General features: G+C 68.6%; 19 protein-coding genes. 12 read left to right on the top strand and 7 right to left on the bottom strand.

Translation table 11 applies throughout. The features are described from left to right. The first annotated feature begins 50 nt into the window (after positions 1-50). Positions 51-995, top strand: coding sequence for a LacI family DNA-binding transcriptional regulator (locus RS83_RS06185; protein WP_231587731.1), 945 nt, complete (start codon positions 51-53; stop codon positions 993-995). 12 nt (positions 996-1,007) lie between these two features. On the opposite strand, the gene RS83_RS06190 is transcribed toward RS83_RS06185, so the two are convergent. Continuing rightward, positions 1,008-1,826: an SDR family NAD(P)-dependent oxidoreductase gene (locus RS83_RS06190; protein ID WP_045278644.1), complete on the bottom strand. Its 819-nt coding sequence runs from the start codon at positions 1,824-1,826 to the stop codon at positions 1,008-1,010. Positions 1,827-1,916: 90 nt separating this feature from the next. Between RS83_RS06190 and RS83_RS06195 the strand changes: the two genes are divergently transcribed. The 3 genes from RS83_RS06195 to RS83_RS06205 are packed head-to-tail and all read left to right on the top strand — an operon-like array spanning position 1,917 to position 3,614. After that, complete coding sequence (locus tag RS83_RS06195) at positions 1,917-2,525, top strand: TetR/AcrR family transcriptional regulator (RefSeq protein WP_230114985.1); 609 nt, start codon at positions 1,917-1,919, stop codon at positions 2,523-2,525. A gap of 34 nt (positions 2,526-2,559) precedes the next feature. After that, on the top strand, positions 2,560-3,153 hold the full coding sequence (locus RS83_RS19090) for an ArsR family transcriptional regulator (protein WP_156153134.1): 594 nt from the start codon (positions 2,560-2,562) through the stop codon (positions 3,151-3,153). Then, positions 3,150-3,614 carry a hypothetical protein gene (locus RS83_RS06205; protein WP_156153135.1) on the top strand — a complete coding sequence of 155 codons (465 nt, stop codon included), beginning with the start codon at positions 3,150-3,152 and terminating at the stop codon, positions 3,612-3,614. The genes RS83_RS19090 and RS83_RS06205 overlap by 4 nt, the downstream gene beginning before the upstream one ends. An 18-nt stretch (positions 3,615-3,632) precedes the next feature. Here RS83_RS06205 and RS83_RS18720 read toward each other — a convergent pair whose 3' ends face one another. Then, positions 3,633-3,782, bottom strand: a complete 150-nt coding sequence (locus RS83_RS18720) for a hypothetical protein (RefSeq protein ID WP_156153136.1) — start codon at positions 3,780-3,782, stop codon at positions 3,633-3,635. 38 nt (positions 3,783-3,820) lie between these two features. On the opposite strand from RS83_RS18720, the gene RS83_RS06210 reads away from it, so the two are divergent. From RS83_RS06210 to RS83_RS18235, 5 genes are all read left to right on the top strand, one after another. Then, positions 3,821-4,237 (top strand): amidohydrolase family protein, encoded by a 417-nt coding sequence (locus tag RS83_RS06210; protein ID WP_231587733.1) that lies wholly within the window; start codon positions 3,821-3,823, stop codon positions 4,235-4,237. A gap of 103 nt (positions 4,238-4,340) precedes the next feature. Next, entirely contained in the window at positions 4,341-4,613 is a 273-nt protein-coding gene (locus RS83_RS06215; protein ID WP_045278649.1) for a hypothetical protein, read from the top strand. Continuing rightward, complete coding sequence (locus RS83_RS06220; RefSeq protein ID WP_045278650.1) at positions 4,610-4,843, top strand: hypothetical protein; 234 nt, start codon at positions 4,610-4,612, stop codon at positions 4,841-4,843. The genes RS83_RS06215 and RS83_RS06220 overlap by 4 nt, the downstream gene beginning before the upstream one ends. Positions 4,844-5,170: 327 nt before the next feature. Continuing rightward, positions 5,171-10,882, top strand: a complete 5,712-nt coding sequence (locus RS83_RS06225; protein WP_052678910.1) for a CshA/CshB family fibrillar adhesin-related protein — start codon at positions 5,171-5,173, stop codon at positions 10,880-10,882. A gap of 193 nt (positions 10,883-11,075) precedes the next feature. Beyond that, positions 11,076-12,824 (top strand): sigma-70 family RNA polymerase sigma factor, encoded by a 1,749-nt coding sequence (locus tag RS83_RS18235; RefSeq protein ID WP_052678912.1) that lies wholly within the window; start codon positions 11,076-11,078, stop codon positions 12,822-12,824. Positions 12,825-13,057: 233 nt separating this feature from the next. Here the strand turns inward: RS83_RS18235 and RS83_RS06235 are convergent, their stop codons facing one another. Further along, positions 13,058-13,876, bottom strand: coding sequence for a shikimate 5-dehydrogenase (locus RS83_RS06235; RefSeq protein ID WP_197072076.1), 819 nt, complete (start codon positions 13,874-13,876; stop codon positions 13,058-13,060). Between the two features lie 641 nt (positions 13,877-14,517). Between RS83_RS06235 and RS83_RS06240 the strand changes: the two genes are divergently transcribed. Beyond that, a complete protein-coding gene (locus RS83_RS06240) occupies positions 14,518-14,724 on the top strand; it encodes a cold-shock protein (protein ID WP_042540947.1) in 207 nt (68 codons plus the stop codon). Between the two features lie 104 nt (positions 14,725-14,828). Here RS83_RS06240 and RS83_RS06245 read toward each other — a convergent pair whose 3' ends face one another. Then, positions 14,829-15,494: an HAD hydrolase-like protein gene (locus RS83_RS06245; protein ID WP_045278651.1), complete on the bottom strand. Its 666-nt coding sequence runs from the start codon at positions 15,492-15,494 to the stop codon at positions 14,829-14,831. Between the two features lie 155 nt (positions 15,495-15,649). Between RS83_RS06245 and RS83_RS06250 the strand changes: the two genes are divergently transcribed. Further along, positions 15,650-15,994 (top strand): hypothetical protein, encoded by a 345-nt coding sequence (locus RS83_RS06250; protein ID WP_045278652.1) that lies wholly within the window; start codon positions 15,650-15,652, stop codon positions 15,992-15,994. 30 nt (positions 15,995-16,024) lie between these two features. Here RS83_RS06250 and nucS read toward each other — a convergent pair whose 3' ends face one another. Both nucS and RS83_RS06260 read right to left on the bottom strand, forming a co-directional pair. Further along, the gene (nucS, locus tag RS83_RS06255) at positions 16,025-16,720 is read right to left on the bottom strand and encodes an endonuclease NucS (RefSeq protein ID WP_045278653.1); all 696 of its coding nucleotides are present in this window, start codon (positions 16,718-16,720) and stop codon (positions 16,025-16,027) included. Between the two features lie 47 nt (positions 16,721-16,767). Beyond that, a complete protein-coding gene (locus tag RS83_RS06260; RefSeq protein WP_045278654.1) occupies positions 16,768-18,003 on the bottom strand; it encodes an MFS transporter in 1,236 nt (411 codons plus the stop codon). A gap of 60 nt (positions 18,004-18,063) precedes the next feature. Here RS83_RS06260 and RS83_RS06265 point away from each other — a divergent pair, with 60 nt between their 5' ends. Continuing rightward, entirely contained in the window at positions 18,064-19,128 is a 1,065-nt protein-coding gene (locus tag RS83_RS06265) for a LacI family DNA-binding transcriptional regulator (protein WP_045278655.1), read from the top strand. A 32-nt stretch (positions 19,129-19,160) separates the two neighbouring features. On the opposite strand, the gene RS83_RS06270 is transcribed toward RS83_RS06265, so the two are convergent. Further along, complete coding sequence (locus RS83_RS06270; RefSeq protein ID WP_045278656.1) at positions 19,161-20,660, bottom strand: hypothetical protein; 1,500 nt, start codon at positions 20,658-20,660, stop codon at positions 19,161-19,163. Positions 20,661-20,718: the final 58 nt, after the last annotated feature.

The raw sequence follows: 20,718 nt of genomic DNA on the forward strand, positions 1-20,718 counted from the left end.
TAGGATGACGGGGGAAGGTGAAGGCGATAGTGGCAGCGACATTGACAGACGTGGCACGGCGCGCAGGCGTCTCGATCGCCACGGCATCACGCGCCTTCGGTGAGCCCGATCGACTTGCCGGCAGCACGCTCGAGCGGGTCCTGCAGGCCGCGACCGACCTCGGCTACGCCACGACGCAGTCGGCCACCGCGACCCGCACCTTCGGTGTCGTCGTGCCCGACGTCGCGAACCCCGTCTACGCCACGCTGCTCAAGGCGATCCAGGGTCAGGCGTGGCACGGGCGTCACCGCATCGTGCTGTTCGATGCCGATGAGGATCTCCGCCGCGAACGGGAGCAGATCGAGCAGGCCCGCAAGCTCGACGGCATGCTGCTGTGCTCGCCCCGACTGCCGGATGCCGAGGTGCTGGCGCTCGTCGGCGACACCCCCTACGTCGTGGTGAACCGCCAGATCGACGGCGCGCCCTGCGTGCTCATGGACACCGAGAACGGCCCGAGCCAGGCCATCGAGCACCTGGCCGCGCTCGGCCACACCCACATCGCCTACGCCGCGGGACCGCGCGGATCCTGGGCCGATGTCCGTCGCGCCGACACGATCGCGCGGGCCTGCGAGCGTCACGGCATCCGGCTCACCCCGCTCAGTCACCATGCCGCGTCGATCCAGGGCGGCCGCGCGGCCGCAGCACCCGCAGCGGCGAGCGGTGCCACGGCCGTCGTCGCCTACAACGACCTCGTCGCGCTCGGCCTCGAGGCCGGCCTGCTCGAGCTCGGTCGACGCTGCCCCGCCGACATCAGCATCGTCGGCATCGACGACATCGACCTCGCCGGCGCCGTGACACCGGCGCTCACGACCGTGCGGATGCCGATCGAGCGCAGCGGCGCCCTCGCAGTGGACCTGCTGCTGCAGGCGATGGCCGGCGGCGTGATCGAGGCCGTCGCCACGCTCGGCTCGCAGCTGATCGTGCGGGGCTCGACGGCCGCGCCGCGAACCGCCTGACCTGCCGCCCGCTCAGCCGACGGACGCCCGGGACTGCCCGAGACGAACATCGCCGAGAAGGCGGGCGCTCGTCTGCGCGAGTGCGCGTCGCGACAGCAGACGGGTGCCGAGTGCGAGCAGGTGGTTCCTGATGCCCGAGACGACGCTCGGCTTTCCGTTCGCGCGGTCGAGTTCGCGGAAGGCCGTGTCGATCACCTCTCCAGCGGTCTGCTGGCGGCCGACGGATGCCGCGTCGGTGCCGACCACCTCGAAGAACTCGGTCTTGGTCGAGCCGGGGCTCACGGCGAGCACCCGCAGCCCGGTGCCGCGGGCCTCGGCCCAGAGCGCCTCGGTGAAGCTCAGCACGAATGCCTTGGTCGCGCCGTAGACCGCCATTCCAGGGGTCGGCTGGTACGCCGCGGTGCTCGCGACCGTGACGAGTGCGCCGTGACCCTGCAGGAGCTGCGGCAGGAACGCGCGGGACAGCTCGACGAGGGTGAGCACGTTCAGCTGCATCTCGCTGGTCATGCGTGCGGGGTCGACCTGATCGAAGGCGACGTGGGATCCGAAGCCCGCGTTGTTGACGAGTGAGGTGATGCGGATGCCCCGGTCGGTGACCTCCTGCAGGAGGGCGGATGCCGCGCCGGGGACGCCGAGGTCTGCCGGCACGACTTCGACCTCGACCCCTGCGGTCGTCCGGAGTTCGGCGGCGAGCTGCTCGAGGCGCTCGACGCGGCGGGCGACGAGCACGAGGTTCGAGCCGCGTGCGGCGAAACGTCTGGCGAACTCGACGCCGAGTCCAGAGCTCGCTCCGGTGATGAGTGCGGTGCCTCCGCGCAGGTCCAGCGCCATGATGCTGCCTTTCGTATGTTGTCAGTGACATCATTGTGCGCGCATCGCGAGGTGTTGTCAATGTCTACATCAAATCGCTACGATGGACCCGTGCCCGAACAGCGCTACCACCACGGCGATCTGCGCCGCACGCTCCTCGAAGCCGCACGGTCGAGCATCGAGGTCGACGGCGTCGATGCCCTGTCGCTGCGCCAACTCGCGCGCGACGCCGGCGTGAGCCATGCCGCGCCAGGTCGGCACTTCCGCGACAAGCAGGCGCTGCTCGACGCGCTCGCCGAGGACGGCTTCCACCGCCTGACCGCCGCACTCGACGAGGTGACGCGGGGTGAGGTCGCGACCTCGGAGGAGGTGCGGCGTCGATTCGACGAGCTCGCCGGCGGATACGTCGCGTTCGCACTCGCGCAGCCCACGCTCCTGACGCTCATGTTCGGACTCAAGCACGCGCCGGATGCTCGGGCGGAGCTCATCGCGGCCGGGCATGCCTCGATGGAGGTCACCATGCGCGTGGTCGATGCCGCGCAGCGGATCGGCGCGATCGGACCCGGTGACCCGCAGCGGATCGCCCTCACCGCGTTCGCGACCTTCCATGGCGTCGCGACGCTGGCCTCAGGTGGGCTGCTCGATGGAGTGCCGGCCAGCGATCTCGTCGAGACCGCGAGCGAGATCTTCTGGCACGGGCTGCAGCCGACGAGTCCCTGACGACCGAGATCCGGCGCCCGACGAAGCCTGAACTATGCACATTCTTTGTTGTAATATAAAGAATATGCATAGCTCGTCTCTCCCGATCTTCCGTTCAGATTCTCAACTGGCGGTGCTGGAGGCTGTGTTCAGTGCGGAAGGGGCCATCTCGACGTCTGAGATCGTCCGGCGGGCCCGGATATCTCAGCCACTCGCCAACCGTGAGCTGCGACGCCTGGCCGATGCCGGGATATTCACCGCCTCTCGGATCGGACGCTCGGCGCTTTTCGTGGCTGACGAGAAGAACCCGGCCACGCCTCACCTGAGGGCGCTTGTGTCGATCGCGACCGGTCCGCAACGACTTCTCGCGCAGGTGCTCCGAGGCGTTCCGGGGATCGATCGCGCCCTGATCTTCGGTTCCTTCGCGGCGAGAAGTCACGGCCTTCCTGGCGCGAACCCGAACGACATCGATCTCCTGGTCGTCGGCGATCCGGTGCGTGCGGCCGTGTACGAGGCGATCGAGTCGGTCGAGCAGGAGGTCGCACGGGAGATTCACGTCACTTTCCTCAGCCGGGCCCGGTGGGAGCGGGGAGACGAAGAGCTCGTATATCGGGTGCGAAGCAGTCCTGTGCTTGACTTGCTGCCATGAGTTTCGGGCAACGCGAGCTGGAAGGCATGATCGCGAGGGGAGAGCTCGAAGAGTGTCCGCCAGACGCCGCCGGCGCTGACAAGCTGATCGCAAAGGCGCGGGTGCACCACGCGACGGCCGCGGCCGTGGTCGGAACCGATCCGGAGACGGCAGCTGACGCGTTGCACGCCGGAAATCGGAAGGCCCTCGAGGCCGTTCTGCTCGCCCGCGGACTTCGACCCACGAAGTCGGGCGGGCATATCGCCGCCCGTGACGGTGTCAAGGTCACGATCGGCGGCGGGAGGACTCTGCGGGTGTATGACGTGGTCCGTCGGGTCCGCCACGAGGGTGACTACCTCAGTGCCGACTCCGATGTCGACCCCGAGGATGTCACGGCGAACCTCGGAGATTCTGAAGCGCTCGTCGACAGCTGTGCGGCGGCGAAGGATGCCGTTCCGGTCTTCGTCCGCGGCCGTCGCTAGTCGGATCGCTCGCCTCGCTCAGCCCCTGATCGCGGCGAGTCTCGCCCGCAGGCTCTCCACGAGCAGGCCGACCCCCAGCTCGAAGGTGCGGTCGGAGCGGGCGTCGCCGCGTTCGGAACCGTCGAGGATCCGACCCAGGGTGCGGGTGTCGTCCTCGGGGCGCCACACGTCCGCGGGTGATCGGCATACAGCGATGACGGACGGCGATCTTCTCGAACTGGGCGGCTCAGCTCGGCGGCGACGAGCGCACGCAGCGGGCATTCGCGTGGCCGGAGTACGAGGAGGCCGGTGCGCTGCTCGCCTTCTCGACGGATGCGCCGACGGCGCCGTTCGAGGCGCTCGCGAACATGTACGTCGCCACGACCAGGGCATCCGCGCTCGACCCCGCGGTGCCGGCCGTGCACCCGCAGTTCGCACTGCCGCTGGAGCGCGCGATCACGCATGCCACCGCAGATGCCGCCGCATCCGTCGGCGACGGCTCGTGGCTCGGACGGATCGCGCTCGGCTATGCGGCCGACTTCGCCGTGCTCGACACGGATCCGTTCGACGCCGACCCGGAGCTGCTGCTCGTCGCACGGGTGGTGCGGACCGTGATCGACGGGCGCACGGTGTTCGAGGTCTGACGAGCGCTGGCTACTCGCACCGTCCGCTGCTGTCAACGGCCGTGTGCTGTACCGGTATCCGCATGATCCTGGAGCTCGGAATTCCCGATGAGCGGAGGACACCATGTCGAATCCCGATGCACTCGCGAACAGCCAGGCGCCGTTGCCCGACCTTCCCCACGTTCCCGAAGAGCCGCTCCTGCCAGAGGAGGAGGAGACCGTCGAAGCGCGCGAAGCGGCAGCGGCCCCCGTCGGCGGCGAGCAGCCCGAGACCCAGGGCGATGAGCCGCTCGACGCGGAACTCGGTGAGAACGGCGAGGGCGACCTCGCGCCGGGCGATGAGCCCGACACATCCGGCGCAGACCAGCCGACCGACCTCAGGAGCGCGGACGAGTGAGCGTCCCGGCATACGGCGACGACGAACGAGGATCGGGCCCGGCGAACGTCGCGACACCGGCCGAGTCGGATGCTGCTGCCCGCATCCGAGAACACCTCGAGGCGCGTGAAGGCGAGGGTGACGGCGAGCTCCTGTACGTCGGAGACACCCCGGCCGGCGGTGGCGGTGCGGACTCGGGCGGCGGTGCCACCGTGCGCGTGGATCCGTCGTCCGACGGCCCCCGTCCCTGACAGACCCGCGTCGATCCGCCCGCGTCCTCGAGGCGCGGGCGGATTCTGTCGCGCCTCCACGCGATCGGATCCAGTCCTGAGGCCCGACTGATCGGCGCCCCGCGAGAGCGCCGAGACGTTCTGACGAACTTCCTGATTTCGCGTCACGAAACGGGGAGCGCGTAATCGGGTATGTGTTGGACGAACGTCCGACCGGTGGCTGTCGGGAGGATGGCGATGTTGCGTGCACGGGGTTCCGGTAGACGGAAGACGAAGAGACGGGGAGCGACCGTCTCCATGACGTCGGGAGGGGCCCTTCGAGCGCCGCGGACGCGGTTCTGCCTGAGCGTGGTGCTCTCATTCGTGCTCGCTGGCGGCGCGCTCACCGCGATCCCGATCGTCTTCGACGCAGAGGCCGCGCATGCGGAGTATGCAGCCGGCGGCTCCGGTCGACTCCTCGACTCCCTCGACTGGTTCGAGTGGGGCGAGCCAGACGCAGCGATCCCCGCAGAAGGTGCGACTCGCACGAACACCCGCGTCATCGACGGGCAGACACTCGCGACCACATGCACGGTGAGCAACATCACCGGGGGGCCGCTGTCGGCCTACCGCCCCGGAGACTGGGCCGGAGATGCCCTCGACGACCTGTACAACGTCGGTGGCACCGATGGCGCCAACCAGCTGGTCGCCGGACTGTCGAACCTGGACAGCGGAGACACCATCGACTTCCGGTTCTCCTGCGCGGTGACGCTCGACGGGGTGGCAGTCCCGCTGCGGGGTCTCGTCGTCGCTGACGCGGAAGCGAGCAACTGGCCGAACGGGGCCGAGCCCGGCACCTTCCCGGAATACATCCAGGCGACCCCGCGGCAGCCTGCGGTCTGGCGGATCATCGACCGGCACACGGCTGCTGATTGCGCGACCGACGGTCTCGGCCTGCTCAGCGCCGACAACACGCTGAGGCTGCGTCCTGACGGCCGCGAGTGCTTCTTCTCGACCGGCGAACCGGGTCCGATGGCCGTCGGTTTCATGGACGGCGCGACCAGTGCCGACATTCAGATCAAGGGGGCAAGACGCAGTGCGATCGCGCTCGGCGTGATGCTCCAGACCGACTTCGGCGACGCTCCTTCGAGCTACGGCGAGGCCGGCGCGCTGTTCGAGCCGACGTGGCAGGGTGGCACGATGCCCGTGGGCGAGACCGTGATCTCCTCGGATTCGTTCGGACTCGCGACGCAGGGACAGCCCAACACGCGACTCGGCGCGACCGTCGACGCTGAGTCTGTGTACCAGGGCAGCCCGGACGCACTGGGTGACGACGTCAACGGGAACGCGGCGTCCGATGAAGACGCGATCGATCCGATCGGCCTGCTCTCGGTGACGCCGGGAGACACCCACACCCTCCCAGGAGTGCGCTGTACCGGACCGGGATTCGTCTCGGGGTGGATCGATTGGAACGGCAATGGAGTGTTCGATACCGGTGAACGGTCCGACGTCGTGCCGTGCGTCGGGACCACGGAGGTCGCTCTGACATGGACCGTGCCGATGGACACGGTCGACTCGCTCGGCGACGACTCCACCTTTCTGCGCCTGCGCATCGCAGACACGGCAGAAAGCGCAGGTGAACCGCGCGGACTCGCGACATCCGGCGAGGTCGAAGACCACGCGCTGAATGTCCAGATCCCCCAGCTCTCGGTCGACAAGCCGTCGGACGCCACGGCCGACACCCGCGTCGGCGACGTCGTGACCTACAGCGTCACCGCGACGAACACGGGCGCCTCGGCGTTCACCGATGAATACCCTGCCATCGTCTTCGACGATCTGGCGGGAGTGCTCGACGACGCGACCTACAACGACGACGCGACCGCGAGCGTCGCGGGAGCCCTCTCGTACGCTCAGCCGCTGATCGCATGGTCCGGTTCCTTGGACGCAGGAGCGTCGGTCACCATCACCTACACCGTCACCATCCGCGCAGGGGGAGACAGGGACGTCCGCAACGTCGCATGGCGCCCGGTCGACCCCGAGAACCCGGTGACACCGGCGTGCGACGCCGACGGTGGCACCGACCCGAGCACGGGTGAGCCCTGCGCCGTCGAGCAGTATCCGCTGCCCGCGCTGACGATCGACAAGTCCGCGGATCAGACTGCGCTCCCTGCGGTCGGCGCCGAGGTCGAGTACAGCATCACCGTCACCAACGTCGGCCCCGGTGCGTACACCGCTTCGGCGCCCGCCTCGGCGACCGACGATCTGACCTCGGTCCTCGACGACGCGACGTTCGATGATGCGTCGCTGACCGCAGACGTCGGATCAGCCTCACGCAACGGAAACACCCTCTCGTGGAACGGCGCGCTCGCCGCCGGCGCGTCGGCGACCATCACCTACTCCGTCACGTACACGGGCGAGGGCGACAACACGCTGACCAACCTGGCGTGCGTCCCCACCGATGAGGTCGGCGTCGGTCTCGTGCGATGCGACACCGTCACGATCCCGGGCGCTGGTCTCACGCAATGGAAGACGGCCAGCCCGTCCTCCGACCCCGTGGTCGCCGGATCGACGATCACCTACACGCTGTTCTTCGACAACGACGGACAGAGCGCGGCCGACGTCGACGCGATCGATGACCTGACCCACGTGCTCGACGACGCGACCGTCACCACCGAGCCGGCGTCGGCCGACGGCCTCGCCGTCGTCCGCGACGGAGCACGGATCTCGGTGACCGGTTCGGTGCCAGCAGGCGAGCGGTACACCGTCACCTACACGGTCACCGCGCTCCCCGACGCGGATCGCGGAGACAGTATCGCGGCGAACTTCCTGCTCGCACCGGGGGAGACCCCTCCGACCGGCCCGGTCTGCGAGCCGACGAACCCGGCTCGTCCTGACTGCACCGTCACACCGATCACGGGTGTGACGTACGCCAAGACCGTCGAGGCATCCGAGACGCCTGTCGTCGAGGGAACGGAACTGGCCTACACGATCACCGTGCGGAACACCGGAGCGACGGTCGTCGACGTCGATCGCGACGACAGCCTCGTCGATGTGCTCGACGACGCGACGTTGACGGTGGACCCGGAGTCCGACACTTCTTCCGTGACCGTCGACGGCCCGACGGACGACATCCTGGCCATCCGAGGGACGCTCGCAGCGGGCGAGACCGCTCGGATCACGTACACGGTGACCGTGAAGGCGGTGTCCGATCGGGGCGACAGCAGCGCGGACAACTTCCTCGTCGTCCCGGGAACCACCCCGCCCGCTGAGTGCGACCCGGCGACCGTGCAGTGCACCGTCACCCCCATCGCGTCGTTCACCGTGTCCAAGACGGCTGACGTGGCGACCACGGCTCCGGGCGGCGTCGTCACGTACACGGTCACGCTGACCAACACCGGTCAGTTCCCGTACACCGACGCCGTGCCGGCGTCGTTCTCCGACGATCTGTCCGCCGTGCTCGACGACGCCACCTACAACGGTGACATCACGGCTGGCGGCGCTGTCGCCGGCGACGAGCTCACCTGGACGGGCGCCCTGGCGGTCGGTGCGACCGTCACGGTCACCTATTCGGTCACCGTGAACGCCCCCGCGACCGGTGACGGCACGCTCGCCAACGCGGTCGTTCCCACGGCCCCCGGTGGCGAGTGCGACCCGGATGGCGAGTGCATCGTCGAGACGCCGATGGCGTCGTTCACCGTCGCCAAGTCCGCCGACGCCACGACCGCGATGCCGGGCGATGTCGTCGAGTACACCGTCACGGTGACGAACACCGGAGACGTCGACTACACGGATGCCGCCCCGGCATCCTTCACGGATGACCTCTCGGGTGTGCTCGATGACGCCGCCTACAACGGCGACGCCTCTGCAGGCGCCTCCGTCACCGGCACCACGCTGACCTGGTCGGGCGAGCTCGCGGCCGGAGAGGCGATCGAGGTGACCTACTCCGTCACGGTCAACGACCCCATCACCGGCGACCAGGACCTGCTCAACACCGTCGTGCCGACGGCACCTGGCGGAACCTGCGACGCCGAGGGTGGCTGCGCCACGACCACGCCGGTCGCGTCGTACACGGTCGACAAGTCGGTGGACACGACCAGCACCCTCCCCGGAGGCGTCGTGACGTACACGGTCACGGTGACCAACACCAGCAGCGTCGACTACACCGACACCGCACCGGCGTCCGTCACCGACGACCTGTCCGGTGTGCTCGACGATGCGGTCTACAACGACGACGCGTCCTCGGGAGCGACGGTCACCGGCAGCACCCTGACCTGGTCCGGCGCACTTCCCGCAGGGGAGAGCCTCGACATCACGTACTCGGTGACGGTCGACGACCCCGTCACGGGTGACTTCCTCCTCCACAACGCCGTCAGCCCGACGGGCCCCGGCGGAACGTGCGCTGACGTCTGTGAGACGGTCACTCCGATCGGATCCTTCCATGTGGTCAAGTCCACCGACAGCACCGAGGTCGTCCCGGGTCAGACCGTGACGTACACGATCACGGTGACCAACATCGGTCAGGCCGCGTACACCGACGTCGCACCGGCGGCGTTCTCCGACGACCTTTCCGCTGTGCTCGACGACGCCACCTACAACGGTGACGTCGCCAGCAGCACGGGAGCGGGCGTCGTGTATGCGGCACCGAGCCTCGGCTGGTCGGGAGCGCTCGGCATCGGCGAGGTCGTGACGATCACCTATTCGGTGACCGTGAACGACCCGGCCTCCGGTGACCGTTCGCTCGAGAACGCGGTCGTGACTCCTCCCGGAACGGGCGGCAACTGCGAGTCGGGATCCACCGATCCCGACTGCGTCGCCAACGTGCCGGCCGGATCGTTCACGGTCGAGAAGACGGTCAGCCCCGGCGCTGTCCTCCCGGGCGACGTCGTCACCTACACGATCACCGTGACCAACACGGGCAAGGTCGCGTACACCGCCGACCAGCCCGCCGCGTTCGCCGACGACCTGTCCCGCGTGCTCGACGACGCCACCTACAACGACGACGTGTCGCTCGGCGGCTCGGTCGCCGGCACGACGCTCACCTGGTCGCGTCCTCTCGCGGTCGGCGAGATCGTGCAGGTGACGTACTCGGTCACGGTGAACGACCCGGTCACCGGAGACTTCATCCTCCGGAACGTCGTCGCACCGTCGGCACCCGGCGGAGCGTGCGGTGAGGCAGGCTGCGTGACGAACACTCCGATCGCGTCGTTCACGGTGCAGAAGAGCGCAGATACCGACAGTGTCGTGCTCGGTGGCGTCGTGACCTACGCCATCACGGTGACGAACACCGGCAAGGTCCCGTACACCGATGCCGACCCGGCGTCGTTCTCGGACGACCTGACGGGCGTGCTCGACGACGCCACCTACAACGGCGACGTCACGAACGGCGCCACGGTGTTCGGCGGCACAGTGGACTGGTCGGGCCCGCTCCAGGTCGGGGAGGAGACCACGGTCACCTACTCGGTGACGGTGAATCAGCCAGCCACCGGCGACCGGTTGCTGCGCAACGTCGTCGTGCCGGACGGCCCCGGCGGGACGTGCTCCGAGGACTGTGTCGTCGAGACGCCCATCGCAGCCTTCACTGTCGCGAAGCAGGTGTCGCGCGCGAGCGCCGCCGTCGGTGACACGATCACCTACACGATCACCGTCGCCAACACCGGACGCGTGCCGTACACGGAGGATGAGCCGGCGTCGTTCACCGAGGACCTGACATCCGCCCTCAAGATCGCGACCTACAACGGCGACGCCACGAACGGCGCCACCTACGACCGTCCCGTGCTGTCGTGGCAGGGTGCCGTCGACGTCGGTGGCACCGTGAGCGTCACGTACTCGGTGACGCTTCGCGACGTCGGCGCGATCCGCAACGTCGTCATCACTCCGGTCGAGTCCGGCGCGAACTGCGCTCCGGAGTCGATGGACCCGGATTGCGTCACGGTCACGACGGCGGTGCCTCCGGGCCTCGCGAACACCGGCGGGGCCGCGTGGATCGGAGGAGGTGTGGCCGGTGCACTCCTGCTGGTCCTCGGCTTCCTGTTCCTCGCGCGCCGCCGCCGTGAGACACAGCTCGACCCCGGCGAGCTGTGACATGTGGTTCCTCGAACACTGCACACGCAGTGTCCGGGGAACCACTGGGCACCGCATTCAGCGGGCCCACCGGTATCGGGCCAATCGGTCCGACCGTGTAGGGCCGTCAGTGGCACACCCCACTCCCCTCCGCCCCTGACGGCTCTACTTCCCCTGTGTCTGCAGCTACCCCACTACCGCAAGGCCCGAGTTGATGAACACCACCCCTCAGAGCATCGAGATGCACGGACTCTCCGACGAGGAGCTGCTGGAGCAGGCGCAACGCGGCTCCCCCGACGCCTTCGCGGCGCTCTGGCGTCGGCACGCGGGCGTCGCGTATTCGGTCGCGCGGACCTTTCGGCACCTCGACGCGGATGACATCGTCTCCGAAGCCTTCACTCGTGTCCTCGAGGCGATGAAGGACGGGAAAGGACCCAGAATAGCGTTCCGTCCCTACCTCGTCACAGCGGTGCGCAACGTCGGCCGCTACCAGTTCAACAGGCAGTCGGCACTCGCCGAGCGGGAGCACGAGGCGACGGTCGAAGTCGCCGCCCCCAGTGGGGAGGACGTCGTGATCGAGGCCTCCGAACGCAGCCACGTGGCCGCGGCGTTCCTGTCCCTCCCCACCAGGTGGCAGGAGGTTCTCTGGTATCGCGAGGTCGACGGACTCAAGCCCCGCGTCATCAGCGAGTACGTCGGCATCCCTGCGAACGCCGTCTCCGCTCTCGTGGTGCGAGCCAAACGAGCGCTGCGTGACGCGTGGATCACCGCCCAGCTCGCCGACGCGCCGACACCCGGGTGCGCCGACGCGATCACGCATCTCGCAGGCCACGCCCGTGGGGCGTTGTCCCCGCGCACGGAGCGGAAGCTCACCGCTCATCTCGCCACCTGTGAGACGTGTCCGGCCGCACTCGAGGAAGCCGAGCGTCTCTCGAACCTGACGCTCGCGCTCCTTCCTGTCCTGGCGGGGGTTGTCGGTGCCACCGCGTACTCCACGCTCCGCGCCGCACCCGCACCGCCGCAAGCAGCGCTCCCACCGGTCGAGGCAGCCCCGGTGTCGACCGGGGTCGCCGCTGCCGGAAAGCACGATCTCCGACGTCCCCAGGTCGCGGCCGCCGGGCTGGGCGTCGCAGCTCTCGTCGTCGGCGTCGTCATCGCAGCGAACACGATCACCGCCTCCCCGGACCCGCGTCGCGCCGCGGGAGCCGCGTATTCCAGCAGCGTCGCAGCAGCGCCGTCGAGTCCGGCGCTCGCTCCCGCGCCGAGTGCCAGCCCGAGCGCGAGCCCGAGTCCGAGTGACAGCGCGGATCCGATCTCGACGCCGCTGGCCGAAGACACCGGAGTCCAGACGCGCCCGCCGCGTGGCCCGTCGGATCAGACGCCGCCCGGGGCCGGCTCACCGCCCCCGTCTCGGGAGCGACCTCCCCGGCCGCCGCTCGAGGCTCCGATCGCCGCTCTGCAGCAGCCCGACGCACGACTCTATCCGCGTGCGGGTGGCAGCCAGGCGCGGCCTGGGGCGAAGGTCGAACTCGTCGACGAGAGCGGGGCGGTCGTCGGCACCGCGACCGCGAACAGCACCGGAGCCTGGACCGCGCGGGTCACCACCGGAACCGTCGGCACGCATTCGGTCCGGGCTCGTCAGACGGCCGACTCGGAGACCTCGCCCACATCCGCGCCGATGGCGTACACGGTGTCGGCGCCTCCCGAGCTGCTCTCACCCCGTCCTCTTCAGAGAGTCTCGGCGGCGGAGTTCCTCTTCTCGTTCTGTGCGCCGGCTGGGACGGTGCTGCAACGGGAGATCGAGGGTGCGACCGCGTTGCAGACGATCACCACCCCCGCGAACGGTCTCTGGCGGGAGTACTTCGCCGTCAGACCTGGGAGGCATACGGTCAAGGTGCGTCACTACGACCCGCACAGCGGGGACTACGGCCCGAGCAACATCTACAACTTCATCGCGCATTGAGGCGGCAACGTCGGGTGGGAACCGCCCCCCGCGGTTCCCACCCGACGATTCCGACACGCACGAGGCTGTCCGGTCGGGGAGGTGGCGCCCCCCACGCATCCCTCATCGACGTCCAACTTCGAGATGTCCACAGGAAGCGCCCCCTTCCGCTCCCTGTCTCAACTAGATCGAGTGAACCGCGGAACGTGACGGAGAAGCGCTCGTCGGGGATGCCGACTGCGCGGGTGCGGCCCTCACTGCGCCCGCATGAACTCCTCGGCAGCCTGCACCTGCTCGGCAGTGGGACGGATGCCGGTGTAGAGCACGAACTGCTCGAGCGCCTGCAGCGTCGCGACCTCGGCCCCCGTGATGACCGTCGTGCCGGCAGCCCGTGCCGCGGCGATCAGCGGCGTCTCGGCGGGGAGGGCGACCACATCGAAGGCCACCGAGGCGGCGGCGATCTGCGCGTCCGTGAACGACAAGGCGTGCTCGTCTGCGCCTCCGGCCATGCCGATCGGGGTGATGTTGACGATCACGTCCGCGGTGACCGACTCGGCATCCGCTGTCCAGTCGAAGCCGTACAGATCGGCCAGTGCGCGACCGCGGCTCTCGTTGCGCGCGGCGATCGTGACCTGCGCGAACCCGGCGTCGCGGAAGGCGGCGGCGGTGGCCTTGGCCATGCCGCCCGACCCGCGCAGCAGCACGGTCGAGGCGGGATCCAGCGCGTTCCGCTCGATCAGCTGCGCGATCGCGGAGTAGTCGGTGTTGTATGCCGTGAGCACGCCGTCGTCGTTGACGATCGTGTTCACCGAGGCGATGGCGGTCGCCGACGCGTCCATGCGATCGACGAGATCGATCACATCCTCCTTGTACGGCATCGAGATCGCGCAGCCCCGGATACCGAGACCGCGCACGCCGGCGATGGCCTGACCGAGGTCGGTGGGCGCGAACGCCTTGTAGATCCAGTTGAGGTCGAGCGCCTCGTAGAGGAAGTTGTGGAAGCGGGTGCCGTTGTTGCTCGGTCTCGCCGACAGCGAGATGCAGAGCGTCATGTCCTTGTTCAGCATGGTCACCGCTTCAGGGTACCGGCGGGCCTCGCGGATTCGAGGGAGACAGGACGACGGAGGTGCCTCCGTGCTGTTCGCCCTGCCTCCTCCCGAAACCTGCGATCCTCGCGGATCAGTTCCCCACCTTCCACGGCCCGCCGTCTGGAACAAGATTCCATAGCGTGATCGTGCTTACTCCCCTATGGTGAAGGTGCATGCACAAGGGGAATTGATCGTCTCCGTCATCCCCAGAAGACGGGAAGCCTTCCCCAGAGGCAGGACGATCCGTGCATGCGATTGGGCCCTCTCGAGTAGTTCAGTCCCCAATGGACTATTCGAGGGGGCCGCTATCGACCATCCTCGCATCTTTTTTTCGTTTTGTCCCCCATTTGGGGGACAAAGATCGAAAAGAGGGGTTATGCTGGAACCTGACGCACCCTCCGGTCGTCTTCGGCCCCCATCGCTCCCCCCGCGGTGGGGGCCACACCATTTTCTGGGGCAGGTCGACGTCGCTGTCGGCCGGTCCGAGGGATGACGACCAGATTCCGCTCATGCAACATTTGGGTTACCTTCTCGATGGGGGTGTTCCCCTCGGGGCCTCCTCCACTAGCGTTAGCGTTGTCGGGGCATACCTGCGTCGGCTTCTTCATCAGCAGAACAGGCAGTACATGAGCACCCAGGGCACGGTCAAGTGGTTCAACTCGGAGAAGGGCTTCGGCTTCATCTCCCCCGACGACGGCGGCGCTGACGTTTTCGCGCACTACTCCGCCATCGAGTCATCCGGCTACCGGTCTCTCGAAGAGAACCAGCGAGTCGAGTTCGACGTGGCGCAGGGCCCCAAGGGCCTGCAGGCTGAGAACATCCGCCCCCTCTGAGGCGGCGATTGCACAGAACTCCCCGACGGGATTCGCGCGAAAGCGTGGTTCCGGTGGGGAGTTCTGTGCGTTCGGACGTGATTCCTCCCGCTGTCCGCCCGTGATCAGGCGAGCAGCAGCGCCCGCAGATCCTCGACCGTCGCTGCGCGGAACGCCGCCTCGTCGCCTTCGCTCGGCTCGCTGAAGCCCCACTCCACGAAGATGACCGGCACGCCGTTCGCGTTGCCGCCTTCGACATCGTGGTGGCGATCTCCGATGAGCACGGGTCGCGAGACATCGGCACCGAGCACGGTCAGGCGGCGCAGTGCCTCCGCGACGATGTCGGTCTTCGACGCGAGCGTCGACTCGTCGGGCGTTGCGCCGACGGTGGTGAGGAAGGCGGGGCGCAGTTCGAAGTGATCGATGAGTGCGTCGACCTGGTTCTCGGGCTTCGAGCTCGCGGTGGCCTGCGGCACTCCGGCGGCGTGCAGGTCGTGGATGAGTTCGGTGACTCCCGGGTACGTGCGCACGTCGGTCGTGTACCCGTCGGCCTTGCCGAGGGCGCGGTAGAACGAGACCGCCTCGGCGGACTGCTCCGGCGTCATGCCTGCCTGGTCCTGGAAGGACTGGAACATCGGCGGACCGATCCAGTGCACCAGCTCCTCGCGGGTCGGAGCCGGGTGCCCGAAGTGTGTGAGGGCGACGTTCAGGCGACGGAGGATGCCGACCGATGCGTCGACGATGGTGCCGTCGACGTCCCAGAGCACGCAGGAGTACGGAGAAGAGGCCATGCCTTCCAGCCTATGGGCTTCGGGTGGTCGACTTCGTCCGGCCGACTGTTCCTGCACAGGTGTGCAGAGAGCGGCACACTCCGCCATCCGTGCGCGTGTGAAGACCCCCATTCCCGGGGCATGACAGGCTCGGTCGACCGGATCAGAATGGAGGGATGTTCGTGTCGATGGAAGTGATCACCATGATCGGAAGCGTCGTGACGATCGTCATCGCGATGTTCGGCTGCTTCGGCTGGTTCGCCAATCAGATGGACACGCGGATCGCGCAGCTGGAAGTGAAGATGGACGCACGGTTCGCTGCGGTCGACGAGCGATTCGTTGCGGTCGACGCACGGTTCGTCGCGTTCGATGCGCGGTTCGATGCGCAGGACGAGAAGCTCGGAGCGCGACTCGACCGCGTCGGCGATCGCCTGCTCGCGGTGGAGCATGCGGTCACCGAGGTCAAGGTCGCGATCGCGCGACTGGAAGGCCCACCGCGGCACCTGATCCCGGTGCGCTGAGGCGCACGGGCAGCCGACGATCGCCGATGCTCAGAACAGTCGGGGGATGCCGGACTCGATGCCCTTCATGTCGTCATAGTCGAGCACAAGGCAGCGGATGCCGCGGTCCTCGGCGAGCACGCGGGCCTGCGGCTTGATCTCCTGCGCGGCGAAGACGCCCTGCACGGGGGAGAGGTGCGGATCGCGACCGAGCAGTTCGAGGTAGCGGGTGAGCTGCTCCACGCCGTCGATGTCGCCACGGCGCTTGATCTCGACCGCGATCGCGGCGCCGTCGGCATCCCGAACCAGCAGATCGACGGGGCCGATCGCCGTGGGGTACTCGCGACGGACCAGCGTCGCCCCCTCGGAGATGCGATCCACCTGCTCGGCGAGGAGTCGCTGCAGATCTGCCTCGACGCCGTCCTTCTGCAGGCCGGGATCGATGCCCAGCTCGTGCGAGGTGTCGTGGAGGATCTCGTAGATCTGCACGCGCAGCGCGTCGCCGGTCTTCTTGTGCGTGACGCGCCAGACCTCGACGACGCCAGCGCTCGACTCCTCCTCGCCCGGCTCCTCACTGGAGAGCGAGCACGGCGGGCTCATCCAGTTCAGAGGCTTGTAGCTGCCGCCGTCGGAGTGCACGAGCAGACTCCCGTCTCCCTTGTGCACGAGCAGACGCGTGGCAAGCGGAAGATGGGCATTGAGCCGGCCCGTGTAGTCCACGGAGCAGCGGGCGATGACGAGACGCACCCGTCGAGCCTAACGGCATCCGACGCCGTGACCGCCGCCTTCGCCGATCACGCGCGCGTCGCCGGCACGACGGTCTTCTCGTCCTCGCGCAGCGGGCGGGCAGCTCCCGAGAACAGACCGGATGCCACGACGAGGGCGACCAGGATGAACAGCGTGTTCAGCAGGCCGATGTGCTCGCTGATGAAGCCGAGCACCGGCGGTCCGCCGAGGAAAGCGACGTAGCCGATCGTCGCAGCGGCGCTGACCCGCGCGGCTGCCTTCGCGGGGTCATCCGCTGCGGCCGACATACCGAGCGGGAACCCGAGCGAGGCGCCGATGCCCCAGAGCGCGGCGCCGACGAGGACGAGCGGCAGGGAGGGGCCGAGGATGAAAAGCAGGATGCCGGATGCCGCCGCCACCGCGAGGATACGAAGCACGGCGACCCGGCCGAATCGATCGACGAGCGGACCACCGAAGATGCGGACCACGGTCATGCCGACCGAGAACACCGCGAGCGCGATCGCCCCGGTGCCTGACGTGAAGCCGTGACCCTGCTCGGTGCCGAGGGCGATCCAGTCGTTCGCACCACCTTCCGCGAACGACATACCGAGCATGACGACGCCGATCAGGTAGGTGCGGGGTTCGCGCCACGCCTCGAGCGCCACGTGCATGCGGGCCCGCCACGACTGCTTCTCGCCCGGAGTAGGGTCGAGAGCAGCCTCGCGCGACGGCACCTGGAAGAAGCAGACCACCGCGACGACGACGATGAGCGCGCCCATGATCGATGCGTGCACGGCCACGGTCGCGGCGAGGTGCGCGGCGAGAGCCCCGACGCCGGCTCCGATGACCGTGCCGAAGCTGAAGAACGCGTGGAACACGGGCAGCACGGTCTTCCCCATCTGCTGCTCGATCGCCGTCGCCTCGACGTTCATCATGACGTCGAGGCTGCCGTTGCCGAAGCCGAACAGCACCATGCCGACGAGCACCAGGGGGACCGAGGCGAACAGCGTGGCACCCAGCCCGACGAGCGTGATGCCGACCGCGAAGAGCAGCATCGTGACGAGCATCCCCCGCCGAGCGCCAGTGCGGGCGACGACTGCAGGGCTCGTCGAGATGCCGATGATCGATGCGATTCCCATGCCGAGCAGAATCAATCCCACCTGCGCATTGTCGAGACCGAGATCTGCCTTGATGCTCGGCACACGAGACGCCCAGGTCGCGATCGAGAGCCCACTGGCGAAGAAGATCGCGAAGATCGCTGCACGCCAGCGGACGAACTGGGAACGGGTGAGGACGGATTCCATGTCGCACAGCCTATCGAATCGATTCGACCCGTGGGAACGGAAGACGGCTATCCTCGAAGGATGACCAGTCACGAGACGCCGCGTCGAGCGACCATCGCAGACGTCGCGCGCCAGGCGGGAGTGGCCACCTCGACCGCATCCGTGGTGTTCAGCGGCAAGGCCAAGGTCGCCGAGGCGACGCGGGAGCGCGTGCTGGCAGCGGCGTCCGATCTCGGCTATACCGGACCCGATCCCCGAGCGGCGTCGCTGCGCCGAGGGCGGAGCGGCATCGTCGCGGTCGTGCTCGAGGGGCATCTCCGCGCCGCGTTCCTCGACCCGGTGACGACAGCGATGATGGACGGCCTCACCGACGGACTGGCCGAACTCAGCGCCGGCATCCTGCTCATGCGCGACGAACCCGGCGAAGACGGCTCCGCGCTGGCCAGCGCACCGGTCGACGCGTTCGTGTTGATCGGATGCTCCGGACGCACCAGGGCCTCGCTCGAGATCGTCCGGGGCCGCGGCCTTCCGGTCGTCGTGATCGAGGGTGACGCTGGCGGGGACATCCCGCGAATCACGCTCGACAACGCCGCCGCGTCAGCCGCGGTCGCGCAGCATGTGAAGGACCTCGGGCATACGGACGTCGCGTTCGTCACGCTCTCACTCGACGCGGACCGCACGCGGGGACCGATCACCGAGGAACGCCTCGCGACCGCGACCACCGACGTGACGATCGATCGGCTCGAAGGGCTTCGGCGCGTCTTCCCTGCGGCGCCGGCGATCTCGGCATCCGGCAGCCTGATCGACGAGGGGATCATCGTCGGCCGCGCGCTGCTCGCCGACCCGGACAGCCGCCCGACCGCGGTGATCGCGCAGAGCGACCTGCTCGCGGTCGGCGTGATCCGCGCCGCCGAGGAACTCGGACTCCGCGTGCCGGAAGATGTTTCCGTCGCCGGGTTCGACGGGATCGAGGTCGACGGTCTCGGCGGCCTGCTGCTGACCACGAGCGTGCAACCCGCGGTCGACAAGGGGCGCGCGGCGGGCGAGCAGGTCGCTCGGATGCTGAACGGGCTCCCCGGCGAGACGCAGCATTTCACGTGCCGCTTCCGCGCCGGCACCACGACCGCTCCGCCACCCGCGCGCTGAGTTCGCTCCCGCGCCAGCGCGCGCAGCTCGAGTCAGCTGTGCGCGGGCCCGAGCTGGAGCGTCGTGTCACCGAAGTCGAGGATGCGGTAGCGCCCGCAGTCGACGATCTGCTCAGGGATGGCTGGGTTCGGGAGCTGCCATTGCACCGTCTGCGCGTCCTCGATGAGGAACGACACCGCGCCGACATCGAGATCTCGGCGGTCGACCAGCCAGGTGTAGCCGTTCAGCATGTGGTCGACCTGCACCAGGCGCGCAGGATCATCGAGGTGCAGCTTGGGCAGGCGAACCGTCCAGAACTGCCCGGCGCCGGTGCGACCGGACTCGTTCACCCAGTCGGTCGCGCAGGTGAGATCGGCGTCGGGCGCCTCTGTGGACGAGATCAGGCGGGGGATGCTGAGCGCCGACCCGAACAGCAGCACCACGGCGACCGCTGTGACCGACTGCCGGGCGGCGCGAGCGGGGAGCGCCAGCGCCCGTGGGTATGCGACGAGCGCCAGCACCGGTGCGAAGGCGACCGGCTGCAGGTACCGAGCGGCATGGGTACCCAGCGCGATCGCTCCGATCACCACGAGCACCGGGATGACCCACGCGGACAGGGCGACCAGCCGCGCTCCCGTCTGCGCGGCGCGGATCGACCGCAGCACGGCGAGCACGAGCAGCGCGAGCGTGAGCACGCCCGCGATCACGCCGAGCGGCGAGGCCAGACGCTCGCCGAGCAGGTGGGCGTAGGAGGCGAGCGACTCCATCCAGTGCTCGGGCTGCACGTAGCCTGCGCCGGTGTTGGCGATCCATGCCGAGAATGGAATACGTGCCAGGAAGCCGATGATGACGCCACCGAGCAGTACGGCGAGCACGGAAAGCATCCGCGTCCTGCCACCGCGACGGATGCTCAGGGCGCCGAGGATGACGGTGAGCGGCACGCCTGCCCACACCGCGAAGAGCGGGTTCGACAGGGTCGAGATCGTGGCCACGGCGCCGAGCACGAAGAGCAGCGCGAGTCCGCGTCCGGTGTGCTCGAGGTATCTGCGCGCCAGCCCGACCGCCAGCACCACCGCGACGACGGTCGCGGAGTAGTACGTCGTGGTCAGCTGCAGCGATGCGAGGTCCAACGCATCGCGCGAGCCCGAGAGATCGGAGACGGCGAGCAGTCCGAACACGCCGAGCGCGATGACCGACCAGGCCACTGGCGCCATGCCGTCACTGGCGCGCCCTGCCGCCACGCGGAACGCGCCGTACAGCGCGAGCAGATTCAGCACCGCGCTCGCCGCGAGCACGCCGTTCACGTCGAACGGCAGCACCGCATCGAGGCCGGCGAACACGGTCGACTCCGGCAGGAAGAGCACACTCGACATCGCCCAGTCCGAGGCGGTGCCACCGAGGATCGCGCGGGCGAACATCGCCACGACGAGCGAATCTCCGTCGCGGAACAGCAGATCGGCACGAGCGGATGCCGCCACCTGGCCGCTCACGATCAGGGCGATCGCGAGGGCGCCGAGCCACCCCGCCGTCTCCCGCACCCACGCCCGTTGCATGGTCGCTACTCTCCCACGACGGCGCGGCATCGCACGTGGTGCAGGCGGACGAGACTGA

The organism is Microbacterium oxydans (genome assembly GCF_000956525.1).
GTDB lineage: Bacteria > Actinomycetota > Actinomycetes > Actinomycetales > Microbacteriaceae > Microbacterium > Microbacterium oxydans_A.

Coding starts and splice junctions, on each gene's coding strand:
- RS83_RS06190 (WP_045278644.1), bottom strand. CDS start 1,826: ATGGCGCTGGACCTGCGCGGAGGCACCGCACTCATCACCGGAGCGAGC.
- RS83_RS19090 (WP_156153134.1), top strand. CDS start 2,560: ATGCACATTCTTTGTTGTAATATAAAGAATATGCATAGCTCGTCTCTC.
- RS83_RS06205 (WP_156153135.1), top strand. CDS start 3,150: ATGAGTTTCGGGCAACGCGAGCTGGAAGGCATGATCGCGAGGGGAGAG.
- RS83_RS06215 (WP_045278649.1), top strand. CDS start 4,341: ATGTCGAATCCCGATGCACTCGCGAACAGCCAGGCGCCGTTGCCCGAC.
- RS83_RS18235 (WP_052678912.1), top strand. CDS start 11,076: ATGAACACCACCCCTCAGAGCATCGAGATGCACGGACTCTCCGACGAG.
- RS83_RS06240 (WP_042540947.1), top strand. CDS start 14,518: ATGAGCACCCAGGGCACGGTCAAGTGGTTCAACTCGGAGAAGGGCTTC.
- RS83_RS06245 (WP_045278651.1), bottom strand. CDS start 15,494: ATGGCCTCTTCTCCGTACTCCTGCGTGCTCTGGGACGTCGACGGCACC.
- RS83_RS06250 (WP_045278652.1), top strand. CDS start 15,650: ATGTTCGTGTCGATGGAAGTGATCACCATGATCGGAAGCGTCGTGACG.
- RS83_RS06260 (WP_045278654.1), bottom strand. CDS start 18,003: ATGGAATCCGTCCTCACCCGTTCCCAGTTCGTCCGCTGGCGTGCAGCG.
- RS83_RS06265 (WP_045278655.1), top strand. CDS start 18,064: ATGACCAGTCACGAGACGCCGCGTCGAGCGACCATCGCAGACGTCGCG.
- RS83_RS06270 (WP_045278656.1), bottom strand. CDS start 20,660: ATGCAACGGGCGTGGGTGCGGGAGACGGCGGGGTGGCTCGGCGCCCTC.